The organism is Flavobacterium bernardetii (assembly GCF_011305415.1).
Lineage (GTDB): Bacteria > Bacteroidota > Bacteroidia > Flavobacteriales > Flavobacteriaceae > Flavobacterium > Flavobacterium bernardetii.
In genome coordinates this window covers 1-24,614 of sequence record NZ_JAANOQ010000006.1, presented here as the reverse complement: position 1 = coordinate 24,614, position 24,614 = coordinate 1, and the positions used below count along the sequence as shown (strand labels likewise).

Annotated in this window: 20 protein-coding genes; 13 read left to right on the top strand and 7 right to left on the bottom strand. The window is 33.1% G+C overall.

Annotation, left to right across the window (positions count from 1 at the left end; genetic code table 11):
* Positions 1 to 64: 64 nt before the first annotated feature.
* From G6N05_RS11225 to G6N05_RS11215, 3 genes are all read left to right on the top strand, one after another.
* Positions 65 to 958, top strand: a complete 894-nt coding sequence (locus G6N05_RS11225) for a DnaJ C-terminal domain-containing protein (protein WP_166128980.1) — start codon at positions 65 to 67, stop codon at positions 956 to 958.
* 7 nt (positions 959 to 965) lie between these two features.
* Entirely contained in the window at positions 966 to 1,256 is a 291-nt protein-coding gene (locus G6N05_RS11220; RefSeq protein WP_166128977.1) for a chaperone modulator CbpM, read from the top strand.
* 259 nt (positions 1,257 to 1,515) lie between these two features.
* Positions 1,516 to 1,752 carry a 4a-hydroxytetrahydrobiopterin dehydratase gene (locus G6N05_RS11215; RefSeq protein WP_166128973.1) on the top strand — a complete coding sequence of 79 codons (237 nt, stop codon included), beginning with the start codon at positions 1,516 to 1,518 and terminating at the stop codon, positions 1,750 to 1,752.
* Between the two features lie 183 nt (positions 1,753 to 1,935).
* On the opposite strand, the gene G6N05_RS11210 is transcribed toward G6N05_RS11215, so the two are convergent.
* Entirely contained in the window at positions 1,936 to 4,134 is a 2,199-nt protein-coding gene (locus G6N05_RS11210) for a TonB-dependent receptor plug domain-containing protein (protein ID WP_166128968.1), read from the bottom strand.
* A 57-nt stretch (positions 4,135 to 4,191) separates the two neighbouring features.
* Positions 4,192 to 4,584 (bottom strand): SPOR domain-containing protein, encoded by a 393-nt coding sequence (locus G6N05_RS11205; protein WP_225875169.1) that lies wholly within the window; start codon positions 4,582 to 4,584, stop codon positions 4,192 to 4,194.
* A gap of 207 nt (positions 4,585 to 4,791) precedes the next feature.
* Here G6N05_RS11205 and G6N05_RS11200 point away from each other — a divergent pair, with 207 nt between their 5' ends.
* The 9 genes from G6N05_RS11200 to G6N05_RS11160 all read left to right on the top strand — a co-directional run bounded on the left by G6N05_RS11200 (position 4,792) and on the right by G6N05_RS11160 (position 17,192).
* Entirely contained in the window at positions 4,792 to 6,135 is a 1,344-nt protein-coding gene (locus tag G6N05_RS11200) for a cytochrome c3 family protein (protein WP_166128965.1), read from the top strand.
* A 31-nt stretch (positions 6,136 to 6,166) separates the two neighbouring features.
* Positions 6,167 to 9,232, top strand: coding sequence for a TAT-variant-translocated molybdopterin oxidoreductase (locus tag G6N05_RS11195; RefSeq protein WP_166128960.1), 3,066 nt, complete (start codon positions 6,167 to 6,169; stop codon positions 9,230 to 9,232).
* Positions 9,233 to 9,258: 26 nt separating this feature from the next.
* The gene (gene nrfD / locus G6N05_RS11190; RefSeq protein WP_166129675.1) at positions 9,259 to 10,698 is read left to right on the top strand and encodes an NrfD/PsrC family molybdoenzyme membrane anchor subunit; all 1,440 of its coding nucleotides are present in this window, start codon (positions 9,259 to 9,261) and stop codon (positions 10,696 to 10,698) included.
* 11 nt (positions 10,699 to 10,709) lie between these two features.
* Positions 10,710 to 11,234, top strand: a complete 525-nt coding sequence (locus G6N05_RS11185; RefSeq protein ID WP_166128955.1) for a DUF3341 domain-containing protein — start codon at positions 10,710 to 10,712, stop codon at positions 11,232 to 11,234.
* Positions 11,235 to 11,240: 6 nt separating this feature from the next.
* Positions 11,241 to 11,801 (top strand): c-type cytochrome, encoded by a 561-nt coding sequence (locus tag G6N05_RS11180; RefSeq protein WP_166128951.1) that lies wholly within the window; start codon positions 11,241 to 11,243, stop codon positions 11,799 to 11,801.
* 27 nt (positions 11,802 to 11,828) lie between these two features.
* A complete protein-coding gene (locus tag G6N05_RS11175) occupies positions 11,829 to 13,382 on the top strand; it encodes a quinol:cytochrome C oxidoreductase (protein WP_166128949.1) in 1,554 nt (517 codons plus the stop codon).
* A gap of 23 nt (positions 13,383 to 13,405) precedes the next feature.
* Positions 13,406 to 14,572: a cytochrome c oxidase subunit II gene (locus G6N05_RS11170; RefSeq protein ID WP_166128945.1), complete on the top strand. Its 1,167-nt coding sequence runs from the start codon at positions 13,406 to 13,408 to the stop codon at positions 14,570 to 14,572.
* Positions 14,573 to 14,601: 29 nt separating this feature from the next.
* Positions 14,602 to 16,368 carry a cytochrome c oxidase subunit I gene (locus G6N05_RS11165; RefSeq protein ID WP_166128942.1) on the top strand — a complete coding sequence of 589 codons (1,767 nt, stop codon included), beginning with the start codon at positions 14,602 to 14,604 and terminating at the stop codon, positions 16,366 to 16,368.
* A 62-nt stretch (positions 16,369 to 16,430) separates the two neighbouring features.
* Positions 16,431 to 17,192 carry a hypothetical protein gene (locus G6N05_RS11160; RefSeq protein ID WP_166128939.1) on the top strand — a complete coding sequence of 254 codons (762 nt, stop codon included), beginning with the start codon at positions 16,431 to 16,433 and terminating at the stop codon, positions 17,190 to 17,192.
* Positions 17,193 to 17,312: 120 nt separating this feature from the next.
* Here G6N05_RS11160 and mgtE read toward each other — a convergent pair whose 3' ends face one another.
* The 3 genes from mgtE to G6N05_RS11145 form a co-directional block, all read right to left on the bottom strand.
* Positions 17,313 to 18,665 (bottom strand): magnesium transporter, encoded by a 1,353-nt coding sequence (mgtE, locus tag G6N05_RS11155; RefSeq protein ID WP_166128935.1) that lies wholly within the window; start codon positions 18,663 to 18,665, stop codon positions 17,313 to 17,315.
* Positions 18,655 to 19,431: a 16S rRNA (adenine(1518)-N(6)/adenine(1519)-N(6))-dimethyltransferase RsmA gene (gene rsmA / locus G6N05_RS11150; protein WP_166128931.1), complete on the bottom strand. Its 777-nt coding sequence runs from the start codon at positions 19,429 to 19,431 to the stop codon at positions 18,655 to 18,657. Before rsmA ends, mgtE begins: the two co-directional genes overlap by 11 nt.
* 70 nt (positions 19,432 to 19,501) lie before the next feature.
* A complete protein-coding gene (locus tag G6N05_RS11145) occupies positions 19,502 to 19,828 on the bottom strand; it encodes a DUF4286 family protein (protein WP_166128928.1) in 327 nt (108 codons plus the stop codon).
* Positions 19,829 to 20,422: 594 nt separating this feature from the next.
* Here G6N05_RS11145 and ruvB point away from each other — a divergent pair.
* A complete protein-coding gene (gene ruvB / locus G6N05_RS11140; RefSeq protein WP_091312745.1) occupies positions 20,423 to 21,445 on the top strand; it encodes a Holliday junction branch migration DNA helicase RuvB in 1,023 nt (340 codons plus the stop codon).
* A 99-nt stretch (positions 21,446 to 21,544) separates the two neighbouring features.
* Here the strand turns inward: ruvB and G6N05_RS11135 are convergent, their stop codons facing one another.
* Together G6N05_RS11135 and G6N05_RS11130 are read right to left on the bottom strand one after the other, a co-directional pair.
* Positions 21,545 to 22,429 carry a PorP/SprF family type IX secretion system membrane protein gene (locus G6N05_RS11135; RefSeq protein WP_166128924.1) on the bottom strand — a complete coding sequence of 295 codons (885 nt, stop codon included), beginning with the start codon at positions 22,427 to 22,429 and terminating at the stop codon, positions 21,545 to 21,547.
* A gap of 19 nt (positions 22,430 to 22,448) precedes the next feature.
* A partial coding sequence (locus G6N05_RS11130; protein ID WP_166128920.1) for a gliding motility-associated C-terminal domain-containing protein occupies positions 22,449 to 24,614 on the bottom strand: 2,166 nt, incomplete at its 5' end.

Sequence of the window (24,614 nt, the reverse complement as noted above, 5' to 3'; positions counted from 1 at the left end):
TCACTTGTTTTTCGTAAATTTACTATAACCTATTAATTGTTAATTTGTTTAATTCACTGCTGTTATGGAATTTATTGATTATTATAAAGTACTAGGTGTGTCTAAAGATGCAACAAGTGATGAAATAAAAAAAGCATATAGAAAATTAGCTAGAAAATTGCATCCCGACATTAATCCAAGCGATAAAGAAGCACATGCAAAGTTTCAACAACTTAATGAAGCTAATGAAGTTTTAAGTCATCCCGAAAAAAGAAAGAAATACGACAAATACGGTAAAGATTGGGAAAATGGCGAAGAGTATGAAAAATACCAACAACAGCAAAGATCCAATTCCGGTAGACAACAACAAGCTAATGCTGATTTTGGCGGAGAAGATTTTTCTGATTTTTTCTCATCTATGTTCGGAAATCAAGAGCGTGGTGGAAGAACTCAAACTAAATTTAGAGGTCAAGATATTCAAGCCAAGCTTCAGATAGATAGTAAAGAAGCATATACCACTCATAAAAAGGAATTTACGGTTAACGGGAAAAGCATACGAATAACTATTCCGGCTGGAATTGAAGATCAGCAAACCATAAAAATTAGTGGTTATGGTAGCCCGGGAATAAATAATGGTCCAAATGGTGATTTGTATATTACTTTTTCCGTTTCAAATACGAGTTTGTTTAAACGAGTTGGAAACGACTTGTTTTTAACGCATAATTTAGATTTATATACAGCTGTTCTAGGTGGAGATGTTACCATTTCAGATTTTAATCAAGCTAAATTGAAATTAAAAGTTGCACCTGGAACTCAAAACGGCACAAAAGTTAGATTAAAAGGAAAAGGCTTCCCTGTTTATAAAAAAGAAGATCAATTTGGAGATTTGTACATCACCTATAATGTTCTGATACCAACAAATCTTTCAGAGAAAGAAATAGAATTGTTCCATGAATTAGCGAATTCAGTAAATAAATAAAACAACTATGGAAACTCAAGAATTAATCATAGTCGACGTTTTTTGTCAGGAATATCAAATCGAAATAAATCTAATTAATGATTTAGAATCCTTTGGTTTGATTGAAACTATTGTGCATAACGAAAATAAATATCTGGATAAAAACCAGTTAGTTTATGTGGAGAAAATAATTCGTTTACACAATGATTTAAACATTAATAAAGAAGGTATAGAAATTATTTTAGATCTTCTCGAAAAGGAAAAACAATTGCTTTTAGAAATCAAATATTTGAAGAATCGTTTGGGTTTATATGAATAATCTTTTTACATAGTTGTTGTTTTCAGTTTTGAAACTGTGTTTGACTCCAATATAATTGTCTCTTCAGGTTGCTTTTATGATAGTTTTAGAAACTCTAGATGCTTTAGAAATTGTGGTTCAAAGTACAATGAATTCATTGGGAATTTACAAAAAATTAATTTGACTACAGTTTTTAAAATCTTTGAATTGATTAAGAAACTTGGCATCGAAACCAAATCGGGAATAGGTGGATAACACTAAACGATAAATACTAAATATTATGGAATGGATTGTAATTGAAGGAAAACTAGTAAATAATTTTAAGTTTACATCTCAAACAGAATTGGCGCAATTTCTAGTAAAAGTTGCCAATTATGCGGATGAAATTAACCATCATCCCGATTGCAAAATCCATAAAGCTTTTCAGCTTGAAATCACTTTGTATAGTCACGACAAGAATAAAATAACCGATTTAGATTACCAATTAGCAGAAAAGATTGATAGTTTGTTTCATTAAAAGTAAATCTATGAAAAATATAATTGCCTTTTTTGCGGCTTTTTTTGCCGCTAAGAAAACAAAGTTTGGATGTTTTGGAACAATAATAGTGTTTATTGTTGTTTATTATTTGGTAAAGAAAATTTTATAAAAAAAAAAGGAGTTCAATTTTGAACTCCTTTTTTGATAATGTATTTGTGGACATTAAAAACTATACTTTGCTCCACCATAAATGTTTCTTCCACCAGCATTAATTCCTGATGCAAAATTTCTATATTGAGTGTCCAAGATGTTTTCCATACCTGCAAATAATGTAAAACCATACATTGCTTTTGTTGCAGCTTTAAAGTTATAAGTTTCCCAAGCTGGCATTCCAGTTTTAGGTGCATAAACTAAATTATCTTCTCCACTTGTAGAATAATCTTTTAAGTGTTTTTTACCATTGAATAACATATACGCTTCAAAAGTAGCCCATTTTGGTGAATAATTAAATCCTAATTTTCCAAAATAAGGAGGAATATGATCTAAAGGTCTTTTGTTTCCTTCTGTTGTAACTCTACCTAAAGTAATATTGTAAGAACCATTAAATTGTAAGTTTTTGACAATTGTAGTTTTGATGTTTCCGTTAACTCCAGTTACAAATGCTTTACCTAAATTCTGATTTGCCACTACATTTCTTACATCACCACCTCCAAAATCATACGTGCTTGATCCATTAAATGTAAAAGCATCTGTTACGATTGCATCGTATAATTGCGTGTAAAAATAAGTAGCATCAAATTGATGTTTGTTCGATTTAGATTTAATTACAAAACCTAAATCTCCAGTAATAGTTTGCTCTGGTTTTAAATCTTTGTTAGGTACAATTAAAGTTCCTGAACCTGATTCAAAAATTTTAGCTAAATCGTCAATGTTCGGTACTCTATAACCAGAACTTAAATTTGTTTTAACAATAAAATTTTCAGAAGTATTATGCACTAAACCAATGTTTCCGCTATAAGTGAAGTTTTGTTGTTTTATTTCTGTAAAAGGTAAAGCTACAATACTATTATCAGCAATAGAACTGTTTAAAGCAGCATAACCCGCTCTCGCGCCCATAGAAAAATTTGTCGCTTCGTTTCTTTTTGATGAATATGACACATAAACATCATTACGCATCATGTTGTTTTTTCCATTTGGATATCTTGTGTCTAAAGGAACTACAACTCCGGTTTTGATATTAATTTTATCAGCTGTAGATATTAAATCATCATAATAATTTTCAATACCGTAGTAAAAATTACCTTTTTTTAATTTGGTTTCGAAATTTGCAGTTAAAGAATATACCGCAACTTTTTCTGTTCTGTTTTGTAAATTATAATTCCCGAAGTTTCTGTTATGACGGCTTTCTTCTACGTTTTGGTAACCAGCGTCAAGTTTGAAATCGGTATTTGTAAATACATTTTCTTTTTCTAAACTATATACACCTAATAATCTTTTTTGTGGGCCATAATACCATTCTGCGCTTTTTAAACCTGAGCCAGTTTGGTCTGTTAATCTGTCATAGCGGTTTATATTTGAAGATGTTGAGTATTGAAAATTAGCGCTATGTGTAAAACCACTTTGTGTTTTGTATGCTAATTTTTGCATGAAATTGTATTGTTTGTATCCGCTAGTTTTTTGATTGTATTTGTTGTCATTTTGAAGTAAAACATCTACACCATTAATAGTTTCAACATATTGTGGTCTTTCTCCGAAAAATTCCCCATTATGATTTTTTGTTCTTCCCATTTTTAAATCTCCAAAATCATTGTATGAAAATGCAGTTAAAGAGGCGAAATTTGTTGTACCATAATTGATGTCAAAATAGCCAGATTTTTCTTCATTTACCGAAGAATATCTTGAGTTTACATTTCCTGTAAATCCATTTTCAAATTTTGCTCTTTTTGTAATCATATTAACCGAACCTCCAAGTGCGTCACTACCATATAATGATGAGGTTGGGCCAAATTGTATTAAAGCTGTTTCTAAGAAGTTTTCGTCAACAGTAATCACGTTTTGTAAGTGTCCAGATCTAAAGATTAAGTTGTTCATTCGAACGCCATCTACTAATAGTAATACTCTACTTGCTTCAAACCCTCTGATTACTGGGCTTCCAGCGCCTTGTTGTGATTTTTGAACAAATAATGAGCCAGAATTTGCCAGCATATCGCCAGTATTCTGAAAATTTTGAAATTCTATTTTTTCTTTTGAAATAATTTCAAGTTGAGAAGGAGTTTGGTTTTTATCAATTGTAATTTTTTTAGAATTGATTTTAATCTCTTCGATGTTTTGTGCTTTAATCGTGTCTGTAACTTCTTGACTAAAAGATAATTGAGTGGTTAGTGCCAGTAACCCAAGCAGGCATAAATAGTTCTTCTTCATATTAGTTAAATTCGAGGAATATACTGTAGCAAAAATTACGCCAAAAAAATGTTAAAATTATTTTTTATTAGGTTCGATAATAACTGAAGTTGGATATTTCTTTTTTATTAAAATTATTGCTTTTTCTGCTTCAATTTTACTTTTAAAACTACCCACCCAAACTTTATAAGATGGATTGCTAAAGATTATTGTTCCGTCTGTTTGTGAAAAGTCTTTTTTAAACGAAATAAGTATCTTTTTTGATTCTTCAATATTTCCAAAGAAAATTTGAATTTTAAATTTGTCGTTTATGGTGATTGCAGAATTGTTTTTTCGCTTTTCAAGTAGTAATTTCTCTATTTTTTCGTCTTGTTCGATGTTACTTTTCTTAGTTTGTGAAAAAATATTCTGAGTTGACAATAGTGCAACTAAAGAAAATGATAATAATGTAATATTTTTTAATGTCTTCATAATGAATGGTATTTCTTGCAAATTTATTATTTTAGAATTATATTATTAGTCTTAATCTTATTTAGAATTAAAATAAATTACATTTTAAGATAAATTTAAGGTTTTGATAATTATTCTAATGTTGTATTTTTGTCCAAGTTTTTAAAAAGTATGACTAAGCATTAGCTAAAACCATACCAAAAATAAGTTTGATAATTAATTTTTAATATGAAAAAGTTGGGTAACCCTAAATCGTTTTCAAAAACTATCTTTTCTTTAGCGTTTTCTGCGATATTTGCAGTAGGCGTTTCTGCGCAAGAACCTGTAGCAACTGCTGCACCTGCTGAGGCAGCTGCTGCGCCAGCCGCTGGTTCGGGTGATCCAGTAAAAGGAAAAGAATTGTTTAACACTAATTGTGCAGCTTGTCACAAATTAGATGCAAAAATGACTGGTCCTGCATTGAGAGGTGTTGGCGATAAGTATGACAAAGAATGGTTGTACAAATGGATCAAAAATAGTTCAGACCTTATTAAGTCTGGTGATGCTAAAGCAGTAAAAGTGTACGAAGAATTTGCGAAAGCAAATATGACTGCTTTTCCTCAATTATCAAATGGAGACATTGATAATATTGTTGCTTATGCAATGGAGCCTGCTCCAGAACCTGAGACTCCAAAAGCTGGGGTTGCTGAAGGTTCAGAAAAAACTGGAAGTGGAATTTCAAACAACTTAATATTAGGTGTTTTAGCTTTTATATTAGGTGCTTTGATTTTTGTGCTTTTCTCTGTGAACAAATTAATGCGAAATCTTGCTAAAAAAGAAGGTGTTGATGTTTCAGAAGGTAAAAGTCCTGCTAATGCGGTTGTTTCTTTTGCAAAAGCTTATGTGAAAAACCAATTTATAATGGTGGTTACGGCAATATTGTTTTTGTTAACTTCTGCGTACTTTATGTATGGATATTTCATGCAAATAGGTGTTGATAAAGGATATGAGCCAATTCAACCAATTCATTATTCGCATAAAATTCACGCTGGTGAAAACGGTATTGATTGTAAATACTGTCACTCGTCTGCAAGAGTTTCAAAAAACGCTGGTATTCCATCGTTAAATGTGTGTATGAACTGTCACAAAAACATTTCTGAATTCCAAGGTTCTAAAGATTCTACTTATGTGGAATACACAAAAGAATTCTATACTGCGGAAATTCAAAAATTATATGATGCTGTTGGTTGGGATAAAGCGACTCAAAAATATACAGGAAAAACTAAGCCAGTTAAATGGGTTAGAATTCATAATTTACCAGATTTCGTATACTTCAATCACTCTCAGCACGTAACTGTTGGTGGTATCGAATGTCAGAAATGTCACGGTAAAGTAGAGTCATTTGAAGTTATGAAACAAGACCAACCATTAACTATGGGATGGTGTATTAACTGTCACAGAGAAACTAATGTGAAAGTTGAAGATAATGGTTATTACACAAAAATCCACGACCAATTAGCTAAGAAATTGGGTGTTACTAAGTTGACAGCTGCTCAAATGGGTGGTTTAGAGTGTGGTAAATGTCACTATTAATAATAATATAAGAAGTTAATATCTATATACAATGGCATCAAACAAAAAATACTGGAAAAGTGTTGAAGAACTAAATGAAAATAGTTCTATTGTTGAGGCGTTACAAAGCAACGAATTTGTAGAGCAAATTCCTGTTGATGAGTTTTTAGGTGATAAAGAAAATCTTTCTAATTCATCTACTTCGCGTCGTGACTTTTTAAAGTACGTTGGTTTCAGTACGGCTGCAGCATCATTAGCAGCTTGTGAAGGGCCGGTAATTAAGTCAATTCCTTATGTGGTTCAACCAGAAGAAATTATCCCAGGTGTAGCAGACTATTACGCTACTACAATTGCGGATGGTTATGATTTCGCTAATATTTTAATTAAAACTCGCGAGGGTCGTCCAATTAAAGTTGAAAATAATTCTACTGAAGGTTCTGTAACGGGAGCAAATGCAAGAGTACATGCTTCAGTTTTATCTTTATATGACAATTTAAGATTAAAAAATCCTAAAATTGATAAAAAAGAGGCTTCTTGGAATGAAGTAAACGCAAAAGTTAAAGCTAGTTTAGTAGAAGCTAAGACTAAAGGTGGTCAAGTTGTTGTTTTAACAAACACTACAGCAAGTCCTTCTACTGATAAATTAATTTCAGATTTAGCAACAAAATATACAAACGTTAAACACGTAGTATATGATGCAATTTCTGATTCTAATGCTTTAGATGCTTTTCAAGCAGTTTACGGTTTTAGAGCTTTATCAAATTATAACTTCGAAAATGCAGATACTATTGTTTCTGTTGGTGCTGATATCTTAGGAGATTGGCAAGGAGGAGGTTATGATGCTGGATATGCTAAAGGACGTGTTCCGAAAAACGGAAAAATGTCTAAACATATTCAAATCGAAGCAAATATGTCATTAGCTGGTGCTAATGCAGACAAAAGAATTCCTTTAACTGTTGCTAATCAAAAATTAGCTTTAGTAAAATTATATAATGCCGTTACTGGTTCTGGAGTTTCAGTTGCAAGTGTAGGTGCTTTAGATAAAGAAGTTGAAAAAGCAGCTCAACAATTAAAAGCAGCTGGTTCAAAAGGAGTAGTGGTTACAGGTTTAGATGATTTTGATGCACAATATTTAGTATTAGGTATCAATTTAGCTTTAAAATCTGAAGCATTCAATCCTTCTGATGCTAAATTAACTAGAAAAGGTGATGCGAAAGCTGTTGCTCAATTAGTAACAGATATGAATGCTGGAAAAGTTCACACATTAATTATGAGTGGCGTGAATCCAGTTTATACTTTGGCAAACTCTGCTGCATTTGTTACAGGTTTAGGAAAAGTAAAATTATCAGTATCATTCTCTACTAAAGAAGATGAAACTGCTGTTAAAACTACTATTGCTGCTGCTGCAAGTCATTATTTAGAGTCTTGGAATGATGTTTCAATTACACGTTCTAACTATAGTATTGCTCAGCCAACAATCAGACCATTATTCAATACAAAACAATTTCAAGAAGCTTTATTATCTTGGAATGATAATGCAACTCCATATTATGATTTCTTAAAAGGGTTTTCTGCTACAAATTTAGGTGGTAAAACTTGGAATCAAGTTGTTCATGATGGTTTTGTTGTTACTGCTATTGGAGGTTTAGTTGCTCAAGGTGGTAACTTTGGAACTTCTGCTTCAAAATTAGCTGCTGCTAAATCTAATGGATTAGATTTAGTTTTATATAGCAAAGTTGGAATGGGAGATGGACAACAAGCGAATAACCCTTGGTTACAAGAGTTTCCAGATCCAATTACAAGAGTATCTTGGGATAACTATGTAACTGTTTCTAAAGCTGATGCTGAAAAGTTAAGTTTAGAAAACTTTAATGTAGCTAACGGAGGTTTAAACGGAAGTTATGTTTTAATTAAAGTTGGAAATGCTACTTTAGAAAATGTACCTGTAATTATTCAACCGGGTCAAGCTGTTGGAACAATTGGTTTAGCTTTTGGTTACGGTAGAAAAGAAGCATTAAAAGAAGAAATGCAAACTGGTGTTAACGCATATACTTTATACGCTAACGGAAATGCAAATCAAAGCGCTACAGTTACTTTAGCTGATGGTGAACATGAATTTGCTTGTGTGCAATTACAAAGAACATTAATGGGTAGAGGTGATATCGTAAAAGATACTACATTATCTATTTTCAATAAAGCAAATGAAGCTGGTAATAAAGAAATTTATAATCCAACTCCAGTTGTTTCATTAGATCACAAAGAAGTTGCCGCTACATCTGTAGATTTATGGACTTCTTTTGATAGAACTACAGGTCACCATTTTAACTTATCTATTGATTTAAATTCTTGTACAGGTTGTGGAGCATGTGTTATTGCATGTCACGCAGAAAACAATGTACCAGTAGTTGGTAAAGCTGAAGTTAGAAGAAGCCGTGATATGCACTGGTTAAGAATCGACAGATATTATTCATCTGAAGATACTTTCTCTGGAGATATCGAAAAGAAAGAAGGTTCAACTGGTTTATCTGGAACTATATCTACATTACAAGAAATGGAAGATCCTTCGGTTAACCCGCAAGTTGTTTTCCAACCTGTAATGTGTCAGCACTGTAACCACGCTCCATGTGAAACTGTTTGTCCAGTTGCTGCTACATCTCACTCTCGTCAAGGTCAAAACCATATGGCATACAACAGATGTGTTGGTACTCGTTACTGTGCTAACAACTGTCCGTATAAAGTACGTCGTTTCAACTGGTTCTTGTACAACAAGAATGATGAGTTTGATTACCACATGAATGATGATTTAGGCCGTATGGTATTAAATCCAGACGTAAACGTACGTTCTCGTGGGGTTATGGAAAAATGTTCTATGTGTATCCAAATGACTCAAGCTACAATCTTAAAAGCGAAAAAAGAAGGAAAAGAAGTTGGTAAAGATGACTTCCAAACTGCTTGTTCTGCTGCTTGTACTTCAGGGTCAATGAAATTTGGAGATGTAAATAATACAGAATCTGATGTTGCTCAATTATTGGAAGACGACAGAATGTACCATTTATTAGAAAGCATTGGAACAAAACCTAACGTGATGTATCATGTTAAAGTTAGAAACGATAAATAATTATTAATAAGAAACACATATAAAGGATTATGTCTCATTACGAAGCACCCATTAGAAAACCTTTGGTTATTGGTGATAAATCTTATCACGATATAACTGTTGATGTGGCTCGCCCTGTTGAAGGAAGAGCAAACAAACTATGGTGGACAGTATTTTCAATAGCATTAGCCGCATTCCTTTGGGGATTAGGCTGTATGGTATATACAATCACAACAGGTATTGGTACTTGGGGATTAAATAAAACAATTGGATGGGCTTGGGATATTACCAACTTCGTTTGGTGGGTAGGTATTGGTCACGCTGGTACACTTATCTCAGCTGTATTATTATTGTTCCGTCAAAAATGGAGAATGGCGATTAACCGTTCTGCAGAAGCGATGACAATTTTTTCTGTAGTTCAAGCAGGTTTATTCCCAATTATTCACATGGGTCGTCCATGGTTAGCATACTGGGTATTGCCAATTCCAAATCAATTTGGATCATTATGGGTAAACTTTAACTCTCCATTATTATGGGACGTTTTCGCTATCTCTACCTATTTATCTGTATCATTAGTATTCTGGTGGACAGGTTTATTGCCAGATTTCGCAATGCTTAGAGATAGAGCTGTTACTCCATTTACAAAAAGAGTTTATTCAATCCTTTCTTTCGGATGGAGTGGTAGAGCAAAAGACTGGCAACGTTTTGAAGAAGTTTCTTTAGTATTAGCTGGTTTAGCAACTCCTTTAGTACTTTCTGTACACACAATTGTATCTTTTGACTTCGCAACTTCTGTAATTCCTGGTTGGCATACAACTATCTTACCTCCATATTTCGTGGCTGGTGCGGTATTCTCAGGATTCGCCATGGTAAACACGTTATTAATTGTAATGCGTAAAGTATCTAGTTTAGAAGATTATATTACGGTACAACACATTGAATTAATGAACATCATTATTATGATTACAGGTTCGATTGTAGGTTGTGCATATATCACGGAATTATTCGTGGCTTGGTATTCTGGTGTAGAATACGAACAGTATGCTTTCTTAAACAGAGCAACTGGACCTTACTGGTGGTCATACTGGTTAATGATGACTTGTAACGTTTTCTCTCCACAGTTCATGTGGTTCAAAAAATTAAGAACAAGTATTGCATTCTCTTTCATTATTTCTATTGTAGTAAACATTGGAATGTGGTTTGAACGTTTCGTAATTATCGTAACTTCATTACATAGAGATTATTTGCCATCATCTTGGACAATGTTCCAACCAACTTTTGTTGACGCAGGTATTTTTATTGGAACTATCGGATTCTTCTTCGTATTATTCTTATTATATTCTAGAAGTTTTCCAGTTATTGCTCAGGCAGAAGTAAAAACAATCTTAAAATCATCTGGAGATAACTTCAAAAGAGAAAGAGGAGATAGTAAACCACATCATGACAATCACGGACATGATGGACATGAAGGACACGATCATCATTAATATAAAGAATTATGAGTAATAAAGTAGTACACGCTATATATAACGACGATGATGTTTTGTTAGCTGCAGTTCACAAAACTAAAGCCGCACATTATCACATTGAAGAGATTTATACTCCATTTCCAGTTCACGGACTAGATAAAGCTATGGGGTTAGCAGGAACAAGACTTGCAATTTGTGCCTTCTTATTTGGAATCACAGGACTTACTATCTATAGTTTCATGTTAAAATTTATCATGATTAGTGATTGGCCTCAAGATATTGGTGGAAAACCAAGTATGGCATTTTATCAAAATATGCCAGCTTTTGTTCCAGTTATGTTTGAAGGAACCGTATTTTTTGCTGCTCACTTAATGGTTATCACTTTTTATATGAGAAGTAGATTATGGCCATTTAAAGAAGCGGAAAATCCAGATGTAAGAACAACAGATGACCATTTTTTAATGGAAGTTGGAGTTAACGGTAACGAAGAAGAATTAGTTTCTTTCTTTAAAAACACTGGAGCAGTAGAAGTTAAAGTAATTGATAAGCATTAAGAGAATATGAAAAGTGTTTTAAATATATTGACATTAGTAGGAGCATCTTTGCTAATGACATCTTGTTTTGATAAATCTGCGCCTAATTATCAGTTTTTTCCAAACATGTACGAACCAGTTTCATATGAAACTTATGGAGAATCTAACGTTTTCAATTCTCCAACTGGAGAAAAAGGAAAAGTAAGCCAAATTCCACCTGCTGGAACAATTAAGCAAGGTTTTGTACCTTACGAAATTCCAAATACACCAGAAGGTTATGCAGCATCTAAAGCTAATGTTTCTCCTTTAACTGCAGATCAAATTGATGCAGAAAGAGGTAAAGAGTTGTTTACTATTTACTGTGCAATTTGCCACGGTGAAGGTGGTGATGGAAAAGGAAATTTGGTAAAAAGAGAAAAATTTCTAGGTGTACCTAGTTATAAAGATAGAGTGGTTACTACAGGTAGTGTATTTCACGTTGTTACTTACGGTTTAAACTCAATGGGTTCACATGCAAATCAGTTGTCAAAAGAAGAAAGATGGCAAGTTGCTGATTATGTTATGAAACTTAAATCAGAATTAAAATAGTATTACTTTTTTGAAAAAAATATAAATATGTACCAGTTTTCTAGTAGATTAAAAAGCTTTTCATTCGCCTTAATGGTATTAGGTATTTTAGGAATCGGTTACGGTTTCTGGACTGCACCTAAAACTAATGAAGATGTTGAAAAAATTTTAAAAGAGCAAGAAGCTCATCATGGTGGAGCACACCACGATACTCATGCAGCAGCATCACATTCTGAAGCTACTCATGATGAACATGCAAAAGTTGAAGAGCATGCTTCTCACGAAGCTACTACTCATGAAGCAGAAGTAGTTGATACTTTAAAGCATGAAGTAGCTCACGTAGCAGTTGATACTGCTTCACATGCAGAAGTAGATTCTACTGCAGTAGTAATTGCTCCAGTTGTTGCAAATCACAAAAGTGATATTTACGTAAGTAAATTTCATAAAGAACACGTTGATCACGCTGCGGAACACAAAGAGCACGTTGAGCATGTGAAACACCAATTACAAAACAAGCCTTGGTCTGCTTTGTATGTTGCTTGTATCTTCTTTATGTTAATTGCTGTTGGTGCTTTAGCTTTTTATGCTATTCAATGGGTAGCGCAAGCAGGTTGGTCTCCAATGTTGTTTAGAGTTATGGAAGGTGTTTCTAGCTACTTATTACCTGGGTCTATTATTTTTATTGTTATCTTATTACTTACATGTTTCCGCGTTGGTGACAATCATATGTTTGTTTGGATGGCTGATGGTGTTGCAACTAAAGGGCATGAAAATTATGACCACATTATTGCTGGTAAAACTGGATTTTTAAATATTCCTTTTTTCTTAATAAGAGCGGTTATTTTCTTGTTTGGTTGGAATTTATATAGATATGTATCTAGAAAAAATTCAATAAAATTAGATCAAACTAGAGATATGTCTTTCTTTAGAAAGAATTACAACGCAGCTGCATTATTCTTAGTATTCTTTATTGTTTCTGAATCAATGATGTCTTGGGATTGGATTATGTCTGTTGACCCACACTGGTACAGTACATTATTCGGATGGTATGTATTTGCAAGTTTCTTTGTAAGTGGAATTACAGTTATTACTATGACTACGATTTACTTAAAAAATAAAGGATTATTACCAGAGGTGAATAAATCTCACTTACATGATTTAGCTAAATTTATGTTTGGTATCAGTGTATTCTGGACATACTTATGGTTCTCTCAGTTCATGTTAATGTGGTATTCTAATATTCCTGAAGAAGTTACTTATTTTGTAACTCGTATTGAAAACTATAATTTACCTTTCTTTGGAATGGTTGTTATGAATTTTGTATTCCCAATTTTAATATTAATCAATGCTGACTTCAAACGCCTTAGTTGGGTAGTTGTAATGGCTGGTATCGTAATATTAGCAGGTCACTATGTTGATTTCTTCAACATGATTATGCCTGCAACAGTTGGTGATCAATGGTTTATTGGTGTGTCTGAAATTAGTTCAGTACTTTTCTTCGCTGGATTGTTTATTTTTGTTGTGTTTACAGCATTAACAAAAGCTCCTTTAGCGTCTGACGGGAATCCATATATAGAAGAAAGCAAGCATTTTCATTATTAATAATTAATTAACGAAATAAACAAATGAACGGTTTATTGATACTTTTAATCATAGTTTTATTAGGTGTTGCAGCATGGCAATTATCTAAGATATTTAGTCTAACACAATTAGGAACAAAAAGAGATGACTCTGGTGTTGCTAATGATAGAGACAACAATATAAATGGATATTTAATGTTTGCGTTTGTAGCATTTATATACATAGTTACAATTCTTTCTTTTGTAAAGTGTGGAAGTTTCGTGTTAGATACACCAGCTTCTGAACACGGAAAAGAAGTTGATAATTTAATGAACATTTCGATGGTTATTATCTTTATTGTACAAACATTTACTCAATTCTTATTACACTATTTTGCTTTTAAATATAGAGGTAAAGAAGGTCAGAAAGCTTTATACTTTGCAGATAACAACAAATTAGAAGCAATCTGGACGATTATTCCAGTTATTGTTTTGGCTGTATTAATTCTTTACGGATTATACACTTGGAATCAAATTATGTATGTTGATGAAGATGAAGAAGTAATCAATGTTGAATTATATGCAAAACAATTCGCTTGGGAAGCTCGTTATTCTGGTGAAGACAATACTTTAGGTAAAGCCAATGTGCGTTACATTAAAGATGTTAATACTGTTGGTGTTGACATGTCAGATCCTGCGTCGCAAGATGATAAAGTTGTAGCTGAAATCCACTTACCTGTTGGTAAGAAAATACATTTCAGAATGCGTTCTCAAGATGTTCTTCACTCTGCTTATATGCCTCACTTTAGAGCACAAATGAACTGTGTTCCTGGTATGGTAACGGAATTTGCTTTCATTCCTACGCTTACGACAGCTGAAATGCGTGGTACTGCAATGATGATGAAAAAAGTGGATGGAATCAATAAAATTAGAGCTAAAAAATCTCAAGCATTAGTTGCTGAAGGAAAACCAGCTTTAGAACCATATACATTTGATTATTTATTATTATGTAATAAAATTTGTGGAGCTTCTCACTATAACATGCAATTGAAAATTATTGTAGAGTCTGAAGCAGATTACAAAAAATGGTTAGCATCACAAAAAACGATTGCAGCTACAATTAAAGAAGCAAATGCTCCTAAAGTTGATCCAGCAGCAGTAACTCCAGATGCGGCAGCAACAGTTGTAGTAGATTCTACTAAAACAATTGCAGAAGCAGTAGCAAAAAAATAAATTAAGATTCAAAAAATAATATAATTATTATGTCACACGATCACGGTCATCATAAAGACACTTTCATTACTAAATATATTTTTAGTATTGACCATAAAATGATTGCTAAGCAGTACCTAATTTCAGGTTTATTAATGGGGATTATAGGGGTAGTTTTATCTTTATTTTTCAGAATGCAAATTGCTTGGCCTGAAGAATCTTTTGAAGTTTTTAAAATTTTCTTAGGAGAAAAAATGGCTCCAGGTGGAGTTATGAGAAATGATATTTACCTAGCTTTAGTAACTATTCACGGTACTATCATGGTATTCTTCGTATTAACTGCGGGACTATCGGGTACTTTTAGTAACTTACTTATTCCACTGCAAATTGGAGCAAGAGATATGGCATCTGGTTTCATGAACATGTTATCTTTCTGGATGTTTTTTATCTCATGTGTTATCATGATTAGTTCTTTATTTGTTGAATCGGGTCCTGCATCTGCGGGTTGGACAATTTATCCACCACTTTCAGCTATTGAAGAAGCGATACCAGGTTCAGGAATGGGTATGACTTTATGGTTAGTATCTATGGCTATTTTCATCGCATCTTCATTAATGGGATCTTTAAATTATATCGTAACTGTTATCAATTTAAGAACAAAAGGGATGACAATGACAAGATTGCCACTTACAGTTTGGGCTTTCTTTGTAACTGCAATTATTGGAGTTATTTCATTCCCAGTATTGTTTTCTGCAGCATTATTATTAATCTTCGATAGAAGTTTCGGAACTTCTTTCTACTTATCAGATATTTTCATTAAAGGTGAAGTTTTACATTACCAAGGTGGTTCTCCAGTATTATTCGAGCACTTATTCTGGTTCTTAGGTCACCCTGAAGTTTATATCGTATTATTACCAGCTTTAGGAATTACGTCTGAAGTAATTGCAACAAACTCTAGAAAACCAATTTTCGGTTACAGAGCCATGATTGCTTCTATTATCGCAATTGCATTCTTATCTACAATCGTTTGGGGTCACCACATGTTTATTTCAGGTATGAATCCATTCTTAGGATCGGTATTTACATTTACAACATTATTAATTGCAATTCCATCTGCTGTAAAAGCGTTTAACTACATTACTACACTTTGGAAAGGTAACTTACAATTAAACCCTGGAATGTTATTCTCAATTGGTTTAGTTTCTACTTTCATCACTGGAGGTTTAACAGGAATCATTTTAGGAGACAGTACGTTAGATATTAACGTTCACGATACATATTTCGTAGTAGCGCATTTCCACTTAGTAATGGGTATTTCAGCATTATACGGATTCTTCGCTGGGGTGTACCACTGGTTCCCAAGAATGTTCGGAAGAATGATGAACAAAACACAGGGTTATATTCACTTCTGGGTAACTGCAGTTTGTGCTTACGGAGTTTTCTTTCCAATGCACTTCATTGGAATGGCAGGTTTACCAAGAAGATATTATACCAACTCTAACTTCCCATTATTTGACGAGTTAGCAGATACAAACGTATTAATTACTATGTTCGCTATTGTTGGAGCAGCGTTCCAATTAGTTTTCTTCTGGAACTTCTTCTACAGTATTTTCAAAGGTAAAAAAGCACCAATGAACCCATGGCGTTCAACTACATTAGAATGGACGGCACCTGTAGAGCACATTCACGGAAACTGGCCAGGAGAAATCCCAGCTGTACACCGTTGGCCATATGACTACAGTAAGCCAGGTCATGATGAAGATTTCGTACCGCAAACGACACCAATGAAAGAAGGTGAAGTTGAGTTACATCACTAAAATATTTAAAAAAGTCCCAATGCAAATTGGGACTTTTTTATTAATTCAAAATTGATAATGAAATGAATTTTAAAATATTATTACTGTTAATTGTAACGTCTTCAAATAGCCAAAATTTTTCTCTAGATAAATTGTTAAAAAAAAAATTACTAACTAAAAAAGAAATTTCATTCAATTTAAAATTGGAAATAGAGCAATTGAAACCATCAGATATTTCCGAGTATTCTAATATGGAGAAGAATTTTTATATACCTATTAAGAATGATACTTTATGTTTTATATATGTTTCAAGCTATAAAAAATTCAGATTGTATTTAAAAATATCAAAAGAAAGAATTCTGGATAGATTTAATGATGATAAAAATAAGGATAACTTTTTTATGACAAATATTTCTGATGAATATTTATTGATAGATTGTAAAAAGAAATATATGTTTAATTTGAAAACTTATGAATCAACAGCTTATTTAGATAAGCAAGATAATACAGTTAGAATTAATTTGCCTTCAAAATTTCAAAGTTATATTTCTCTTTTAAATGAAAATTTATTTCCAATAAAACATCTTTCGAATTGGATTCATGATGATTGTGAATTTTTAACTATGATGGATTTTTCTTATAGTGTAAATATGACTATTCGAAGTTATTGTTTCGATGAAAAGGATAAAAACAATTTTTTTAAAATGAATTATAATTCGTTCTTAAAATTAATGTTTAAATCATATTTGTATCATAAAGAGGAAGTTTTTAATAAATATGATTTGTTTAATTCTTTATGTTTTGATACTTATTATAATAATGGCTATTTAGTAAAAGTTAATTAATTCCAAATAATACCGCTCCCGCGCGATTCCTTTCGCGTGATTCTTGATAAATAAGTAAACCATAACAAAAAACCCAGCAAGCGCCGGGTTTTCTTATATTATATATTCTGAAAAGTAAATTTATATTCCTAAAACTATTCTTGCAATTGAGAAGTAAATGATAATTCCCAAAATATCATTACTGGTAGTAATAAATGGGCCTGTAGCTAATGCAGGATCAATACCGTATTTGTCTAAAACTATCGGAATAAATGTTCCAATTAATGAAGCCACTACAATTACACTTAATAAAGCGATAGAAACAGTGATTCCAATAATGAATTCGTATCCAAGTAGGAAATGTGTGCCAAGTATTAAAATAACAGCTAAAATGCTTCCGTTTAATAAGCTTAACGATAATTCTTTCAATAATCGATTCCATAAACTACCTGTAATCGAATTGTTAGCCAAACCTTGAACCACAATCGCACTCGATTGTACACCAACATTTCCAGCCATAGCCGCAATTAGAGGTGTAAAAAACAATAACATTCTGTGGCTGTTCATCATCGGTTCAAAAATCCCTAAGACTTTTACAGAAATAAATCCACCAAATAAGGCTAAAACCAACCATGGCAAACGCGCTTTGGTTAATTCTAGAATACTATCATCCGCCTCAACGTCTTGCGAAATTCCGGCCGCTAATTGGTAATCTTTATCGGCTTCTTCTTTTATAATATCAATAATGTCATCAATCGTAACACGACCAACTAATCTGTCCAATTCATCAATAACTGGAATCGCTTCCAAGTCATACTTTTGCATGATTCTTGCTACTTCTACATCTTTAGTTTCTACGCGAACGTAGTCTACTTTTTTAATGTAAATATCACTAATTTGGGTTTTGGTAGATGTCGTTAATAAATCTTTCAACGACAAACGTCCTTTCAAACGGTCTTCATCATCAACAACATAAATCGAATGTACTCTGGTCACATTTTCAGCTTGCAAACGCATTTCTTTTACGCAAGTTAACACGTTCCAGTTTTCGTTCACTTTTACTAACTCTTTCGCCATAATACCACCAGCGGTATTTTCGTCATAACGTAAAAGGTCAACAATATCTTTGGCGTGCTCAACATCTTCAAGCTCAGAAATTACCTGCGCTTTTTTCGATTGTGGTAATTCGGCAATAATATCCGCCGCGTCATCCGTATCTAACTCGTCAAGCTCTTCTGCAATTTCTTTGGCTGATAAACTTCGTAAAATGTTTTCACGAACTTCATCATCTAATTCTAATAATATTTCTGCTGTAATTTCAGAATCTAATAAGTTGAAAAGATAAATGGCTTCGGAAGTATCCAAATCATTCATAATTTCCGCTATATCAGCAAAGTGAATTTCATGCAAAATGTTCTCTAATTCAACAATATTATTTTGTTGAACCAAAGTTTCAATTTGCGTAATAAGTTCTTTACTGATTTTAAATTCCATCGGCAGCTATTTTTTGAGTCAAAGCAATGAATTCTTCAACTGACAATTGTTCTGGTCTTTGTGCAAATATAATATCTTCTTGTAATTTATCTGATAAATTTAAAGTTTTTAAACTATTGCGTAAGGTTTTTCTTCTCTGCTGAAAAGCAGTTTTCACCACTTTAAATAAAAGTTTTTCATCACAAGGCAATTCGTAATTCTCTTTTCGAGTCATTCGCATCACACCAGAATCGACTTTTGGTGGCGGATTAAACACGGTTGGAGGAACTGTAAATAAGTATTCTACATCATAAAAAGCTTGCGCTAATACAGATAAAATCCCATAGACTTTACTTCCTTTTTTACTGCAAATTCGCTCCGCAACTTCTTTCTGAAACATACCAGAAAATTCTGGAATTTGATCTCTCAACTCCAAAGTTTTAAACACAATTTGTGTCGAAATATTGTATGGGAAATTCCCAATAATCGCAAATTGTTCGTTTTTGAAAGCCGTTTGCCAATCGTGACGTAAAAAATCTAAAGAAAAAATATTATTATTTAATTTTAAATAATGTGCTTGTAAATAATCAACAGATTCTTTGTCAATTTCAACAACAAAAGTTTCATATGGTTTCTCCAATAAGTATTTGGTTAAAACACCCATTCCCGGACCAATTTCTAAAACTTTACTATAGTTAGAGCCAATTAAAGAATCGGCAATTTGTTGCGCAATGCTTTCATCCGTAAGGAAATGCTGACCTAAATGTTTTTTGGCTTTAACTGACATATATTTTTATTTTTTTCTTAAACTTCGTAATTCCCAAATCGTAAATCGTAAATCCTAAATCGTAAATTCTCTAGTTTTCGTTGCTAAAAAACTCATTAATAACTTCCAATTCGGTTCTAAAAGCTAACATTTTATCACCAAACAAACGCATACCTTCTTCTCTCAATTTAGGTGCATAGGTTTTGTAATATTCCTGAAGTTTTTCATTGCTTTCCGCAGAATATTGAATAGAATAGGTTGTTCCACCCATTTCTTCTTCCACTAAAACTCTAGAAAGTTTCGCTTTGTAAAAACAACCTGTAGCTAAAACTTCTCCAATATGCTTGGTTTTCAACCAATTTAACCATTGGTCATGCGCGCTTTCGTCAATGTTTATGGTAACATTATAAATAATCATGTGCTCAATTTTTTACAAAGATACTTTTTTAATATCAATGAAAATAGCAATGCTAAAATTCAATTATTTTTAATTTGGGCGTGCCCCTTCGGGTCGGGCTTTCCGTTCCCGCTTTTTTTGTCCCGAGAAAAACGGAACAAAAAAGAGCTCCACTACAATCCCTCACGCAAGAAACCGTCTTTCAATTACAAAATTCTCAACTCAATATTAATAACACAGATTGGAGAAATTATTAAAATTTTAGAAATTTCTTTAATCTGTGTTTAAAAAACTTATATGACTTATATGGTTAAAAATCCGCACATATCCCTAACCGCAATGCAACAATAAAAACAATCTGTTAAATCTGCGTACCAAACTTAAATGCGCTATGATGAGCGAAGCGTCTAAACCGCAAACCAAAATGTGTGTCAATGTGTTTAAAAAACTTACATGACTTAAATGTTTAAAAATCCGCGCAAATCCCTAACCGCAATACAACAAAAAAAACAATCCGCTAAATCTGCGTACCAAACTTATTTGACTTATATGTTAAAACAAAAAAAACTCCCAACTCCCAACTCCCAACTCCCAACTTAATATTATATTTGTAACATGAATGAAAATTTAGATCCCAACAAAGAGCGTTTTACACCGCAAGAAATAGATATTGAAAAAGCATTGCGTCCGTTAAGTTTTGACGATTTCGCAGGGCAAGACCACGTGCTTGAAAATTTAAAAATATTTGTTGCCGCTGCCAATCAGCGAGGCGAAGCGTTGGATCACGCCCTTTTTCACGGTCCTCCCGGATTAGGAAAAACAACTTTAGCTAGTATTTTGGCGAACGAGTTGGGCGTGGGAATCAAAATTACATCCGGTCCAGTTTTAGATAAACCCGGAGATTTAGCAGGTTTGTTAACTAATCTTGATGAACGTGACGTTTTGTTTATTGACGAAATCCACCGTTTGTCACCCATCGTGGAAGAATACTTGTATTCCGCCATGGAAGATTATAAAATCGACATCATGATTGAATCAGGACCGAATGCGCGTTCTGTACAAATCAACTTAAATCCGTTTACTTTAGTTGGCGCGACAACGCGTTCTGGATTGTTAACCGCTCCAATGCGTGCACGTTTCGGAATTCAAAGTCGTTTACATTATTACAATACCGAATTATTAGCCACAATTGTGGAAAGAAGTTCTGGAATTTTAAATGTACCAATCGATTTAGAAGCAGCCATTGAAATTGCAGGTAGAAGTAGAGGAACACCTCGTATCGCGAATGCATTATTACGAAGAGTTCGAGATTTCGCTCAAATAAAAGGAAACGGAAAAATTGATATTGAAATTGCTCGTTATGCCTTAAAAGCATTAAATGTTGATGCGAATGGCTTGGATGAAATGGATAATAAAATTTTATCAACCTTAATTGATAAATTCAAAGGTGGTCCAGTCGGACTAACCACTTTAGCAACAGCTGTTTCAGAAAACGGAGAAACTATTGAAGAAGTATATGAGCCTTTTTTAATCCAAGAAGGCTTTTTAATGCGAACACCTCGCGGCCGTGAAGCTACCGAAAAAGCCTACAAACATTTAGGACGAATTAAAGGTTTGAATCAAGGAGAGCTTTTTTAATACTTTTCGCTAAAAATATAATATTCAATAATTAGATTTTATAAAAAAAAATCCCCAAAAAGCAACTGCCTTTTGGGGATTTATTATTTATTTTTAAGTTTAAAACTCAAAGCTTAACAAAAACTCACTAGTGTTTTTAGCTCTAGCAATTTGATTTTTTGAGTTGGCTTCGTAAGCATAACCTAAGGTTAGTTTTTTGCTAATTTTAATGTTGAATAAACCTGCAAATGTTTTGTCGGTTCTGTAAGTTCCTCCAAGTTCTAAAACATCATTAAAATTAAACATGGTGTTAAAATCCATTGATATTGGTGCGTCATTTACATATCTAAGAAAGAATGAAGGCTTTAGTGTGTATCGATTCGTGTCATCAAAATGAATGTCATAACCAGAACTCAAATAAAAGTGTGGTCTGTCAGTAGCTGACGTTGCAAAACCATCTTCATTTCTAACTCTTTCAGTATTCAGCATTCTAGGAACTGATAACGATACAAAAAGATCTTTGTATTTAACTAAACCACCAACACCAACATTAGGATTGAATGAGCTAATTGAATTTAATGAAGGATCACTCGTAATATTATAAGTTTGAAGTCCTGCCGTATTTACATTGTAAAAATTTCCACCACCTTTAATTCCTAAATATACGTTAGTGCTTTCAGAAACTTTTAATTTATATGAAAAATCAATTCCTAAAAAGGTTTGTTTTTCAATAAACGTTTTGTCGCTCACCATAGAAATACCAAGTCCAGTATTTTTTCCTAATGAAGTTCCAAATGCTAAAGTTTGAGTTTCAGGAGCGTTTTCAATACCAGTCCATTGTTCTCTAACTCCACTAGATATGATGGTTTTACCATCAACACCAACATAAGCTGGATTCACAATGTTCATTTGGTATCTATAAAAAGCAAGCATGCTTTCTTGTTGGGCAAATGCACTACTACTAGTTAGTAGTAGTGCTATAAATATTTTTTTTAACAATTTCATTTTAGTTTTTTTTTAAAGATTACTGACGAGTGATGTAAATCCAACCATCTTTTTCAATGCTTCCATTTCCATCTAAATCTAATTGATAATAATATGATCCAGAATCTGGTAATGGTTGACTGTTGTTTTTATAGGCACCATTCCAATCGTTTTGATAACCTTTTGCAAAAAACACTTCAGAACCCCATCTGTTAAATACTCTAATAGAATTATTTGGGTAATTTTCGATGTTGTAAATCATCCAAGTATCATTAATTCCATCACCATTAGGAGTAATTGCTTCTGAAACGTTAACTTCAATTAAATCACATAGATCTCCAATTCCATCATTGTCTCTATCTTGTTGGTCAGGATTATAAGTAAATTGGCAATTATCTGATATGTCTAAAATACCATCATTATCATCGTCATCATCACAAAGATCTCCAAGTCCATCTGAATCATTATCTGCTTGATCACTGTTTCCTATCAATTCACAATTGTCTGATGTGTCTAAAACACCATCATTATCATCATCATCATCACAGTTATCTTGAATTCCATCAGAATCATTGTCACCGAAACTATTCGCTACAGTTACTGTTGCAGTTGCTGTGTTTATATTTCCATTCACATCTGTTACCGTTAAAGTAACCGTGTTTGGTCCAGCATTAGCACAAGTAAACGAAGTTGGAGAAACAGTAATTGTAGTAATACCACAATTATCAGTTGAACCATTGTCAATTTGAGCAGCAGTAATTGTTGCATTTCCATTCACGTCTAATTGAACTGTTATGTTCTGAGTAATTATAGTTGGAAGAACAGTATCTTGAATCGTTACTATAGCTGTTCCAGTACTTATGTTTCCATTCACATCAGTTACTGTTAAAGTCACTGTGTTTGAACCAACATTAGCACAAGTAAATGTGTTTGGTAAAACCGTCATCGTAGTAATACTACAATTATCAGTTGAACCATTATCAACTTGAGCAGCCGTAATTGATGCATTACCTGTTGCGTCTAATTGAACCGTAATGTTTTGAGTAATTACAGTTGGAAGAACAGTATCTTGAATCGTTACTGTAGCCGTTCCAGTACTTATATTTCCATTCACATCTGTTACCGTTAAAGTCACAGTATTTGGACCAACATTAGCACAAGTAAATGTATTTGGTAAAACCGTCATCGTAGCAATACTACAATTATCAGTTGAACCATTATCAACTTGAGCAGCCGTAATTGATGCATTACCTGTTGCGTCTAATTGAACTGTTATGTTTTGAGTAATTACAGTTGGAAGAACAGTATCTTGAATCGTTACTGTAGCCGTTCCAGTACTTATGTTTCCATTGACATCAGTTACTGTTAAGGTCACTGTGTTTGGACCAACATTAGCACAAGTAAATGTGTTTGGTAAAACCGTCATCGTAGTAATGCTACAATTATCAGTTGAGCCATTATCAATTTGAGCAGCAGTAATTGTTGCGTTTCCAGTTGCGTCTAATTGAACTGTTATGTTTTGAGTAATCACAGTTGGAAGAACAGTATCTTGAATCGTTACCGTAGCTGTTCCATTACTTATGTTTCCATTCGCATCCGTTACTGTTAAAGTCACTGTGTTTGGACCAACATTAGCACAAGTAAATGTGTTTGGTAAAACCGTCATCGTAGCAATACTACAATTATCAGTTGAACCATTGTTAACTTGAGCAGCAGTAATTGTTGCGTTTCCAGTTGCGTCTAATTGAACCGTAATGTTTTGAGTAATTACAGTTGGAAGAACAGTATCTTGAATCGTTACTGTAGCCGTTCCAGTACTTATGTTTCCATTGACATCAGTTACTGTTAAAGTCACTGTGTTTGGACCAACATTAGCACAAGTAAATGTGTTTGGTAAAACCGTCATCGTAGCAATACTACAATTATCAGTTGAACCATTATCAACTTGAGCAGCCGTAATTGTTGCATTTCCATTCACGTCTAATTGAACTGTTATGTTTTGAGTAATTACAGTTGGAAGAACAGTATCTTGAATCGTTACCGTAGCCGTTCCAGTACTTATGTTTCCATTCGCATCAGTTACCGTTAAAGTCACTGTATTTGGACCAACATTAGCACAAGTAAATGTATTTGGTAAAACCGTCATCGTAGCAATACTACAATTATCAGTTGAACCATTATCAACTTGAGCAGCCGTAATTGTTGC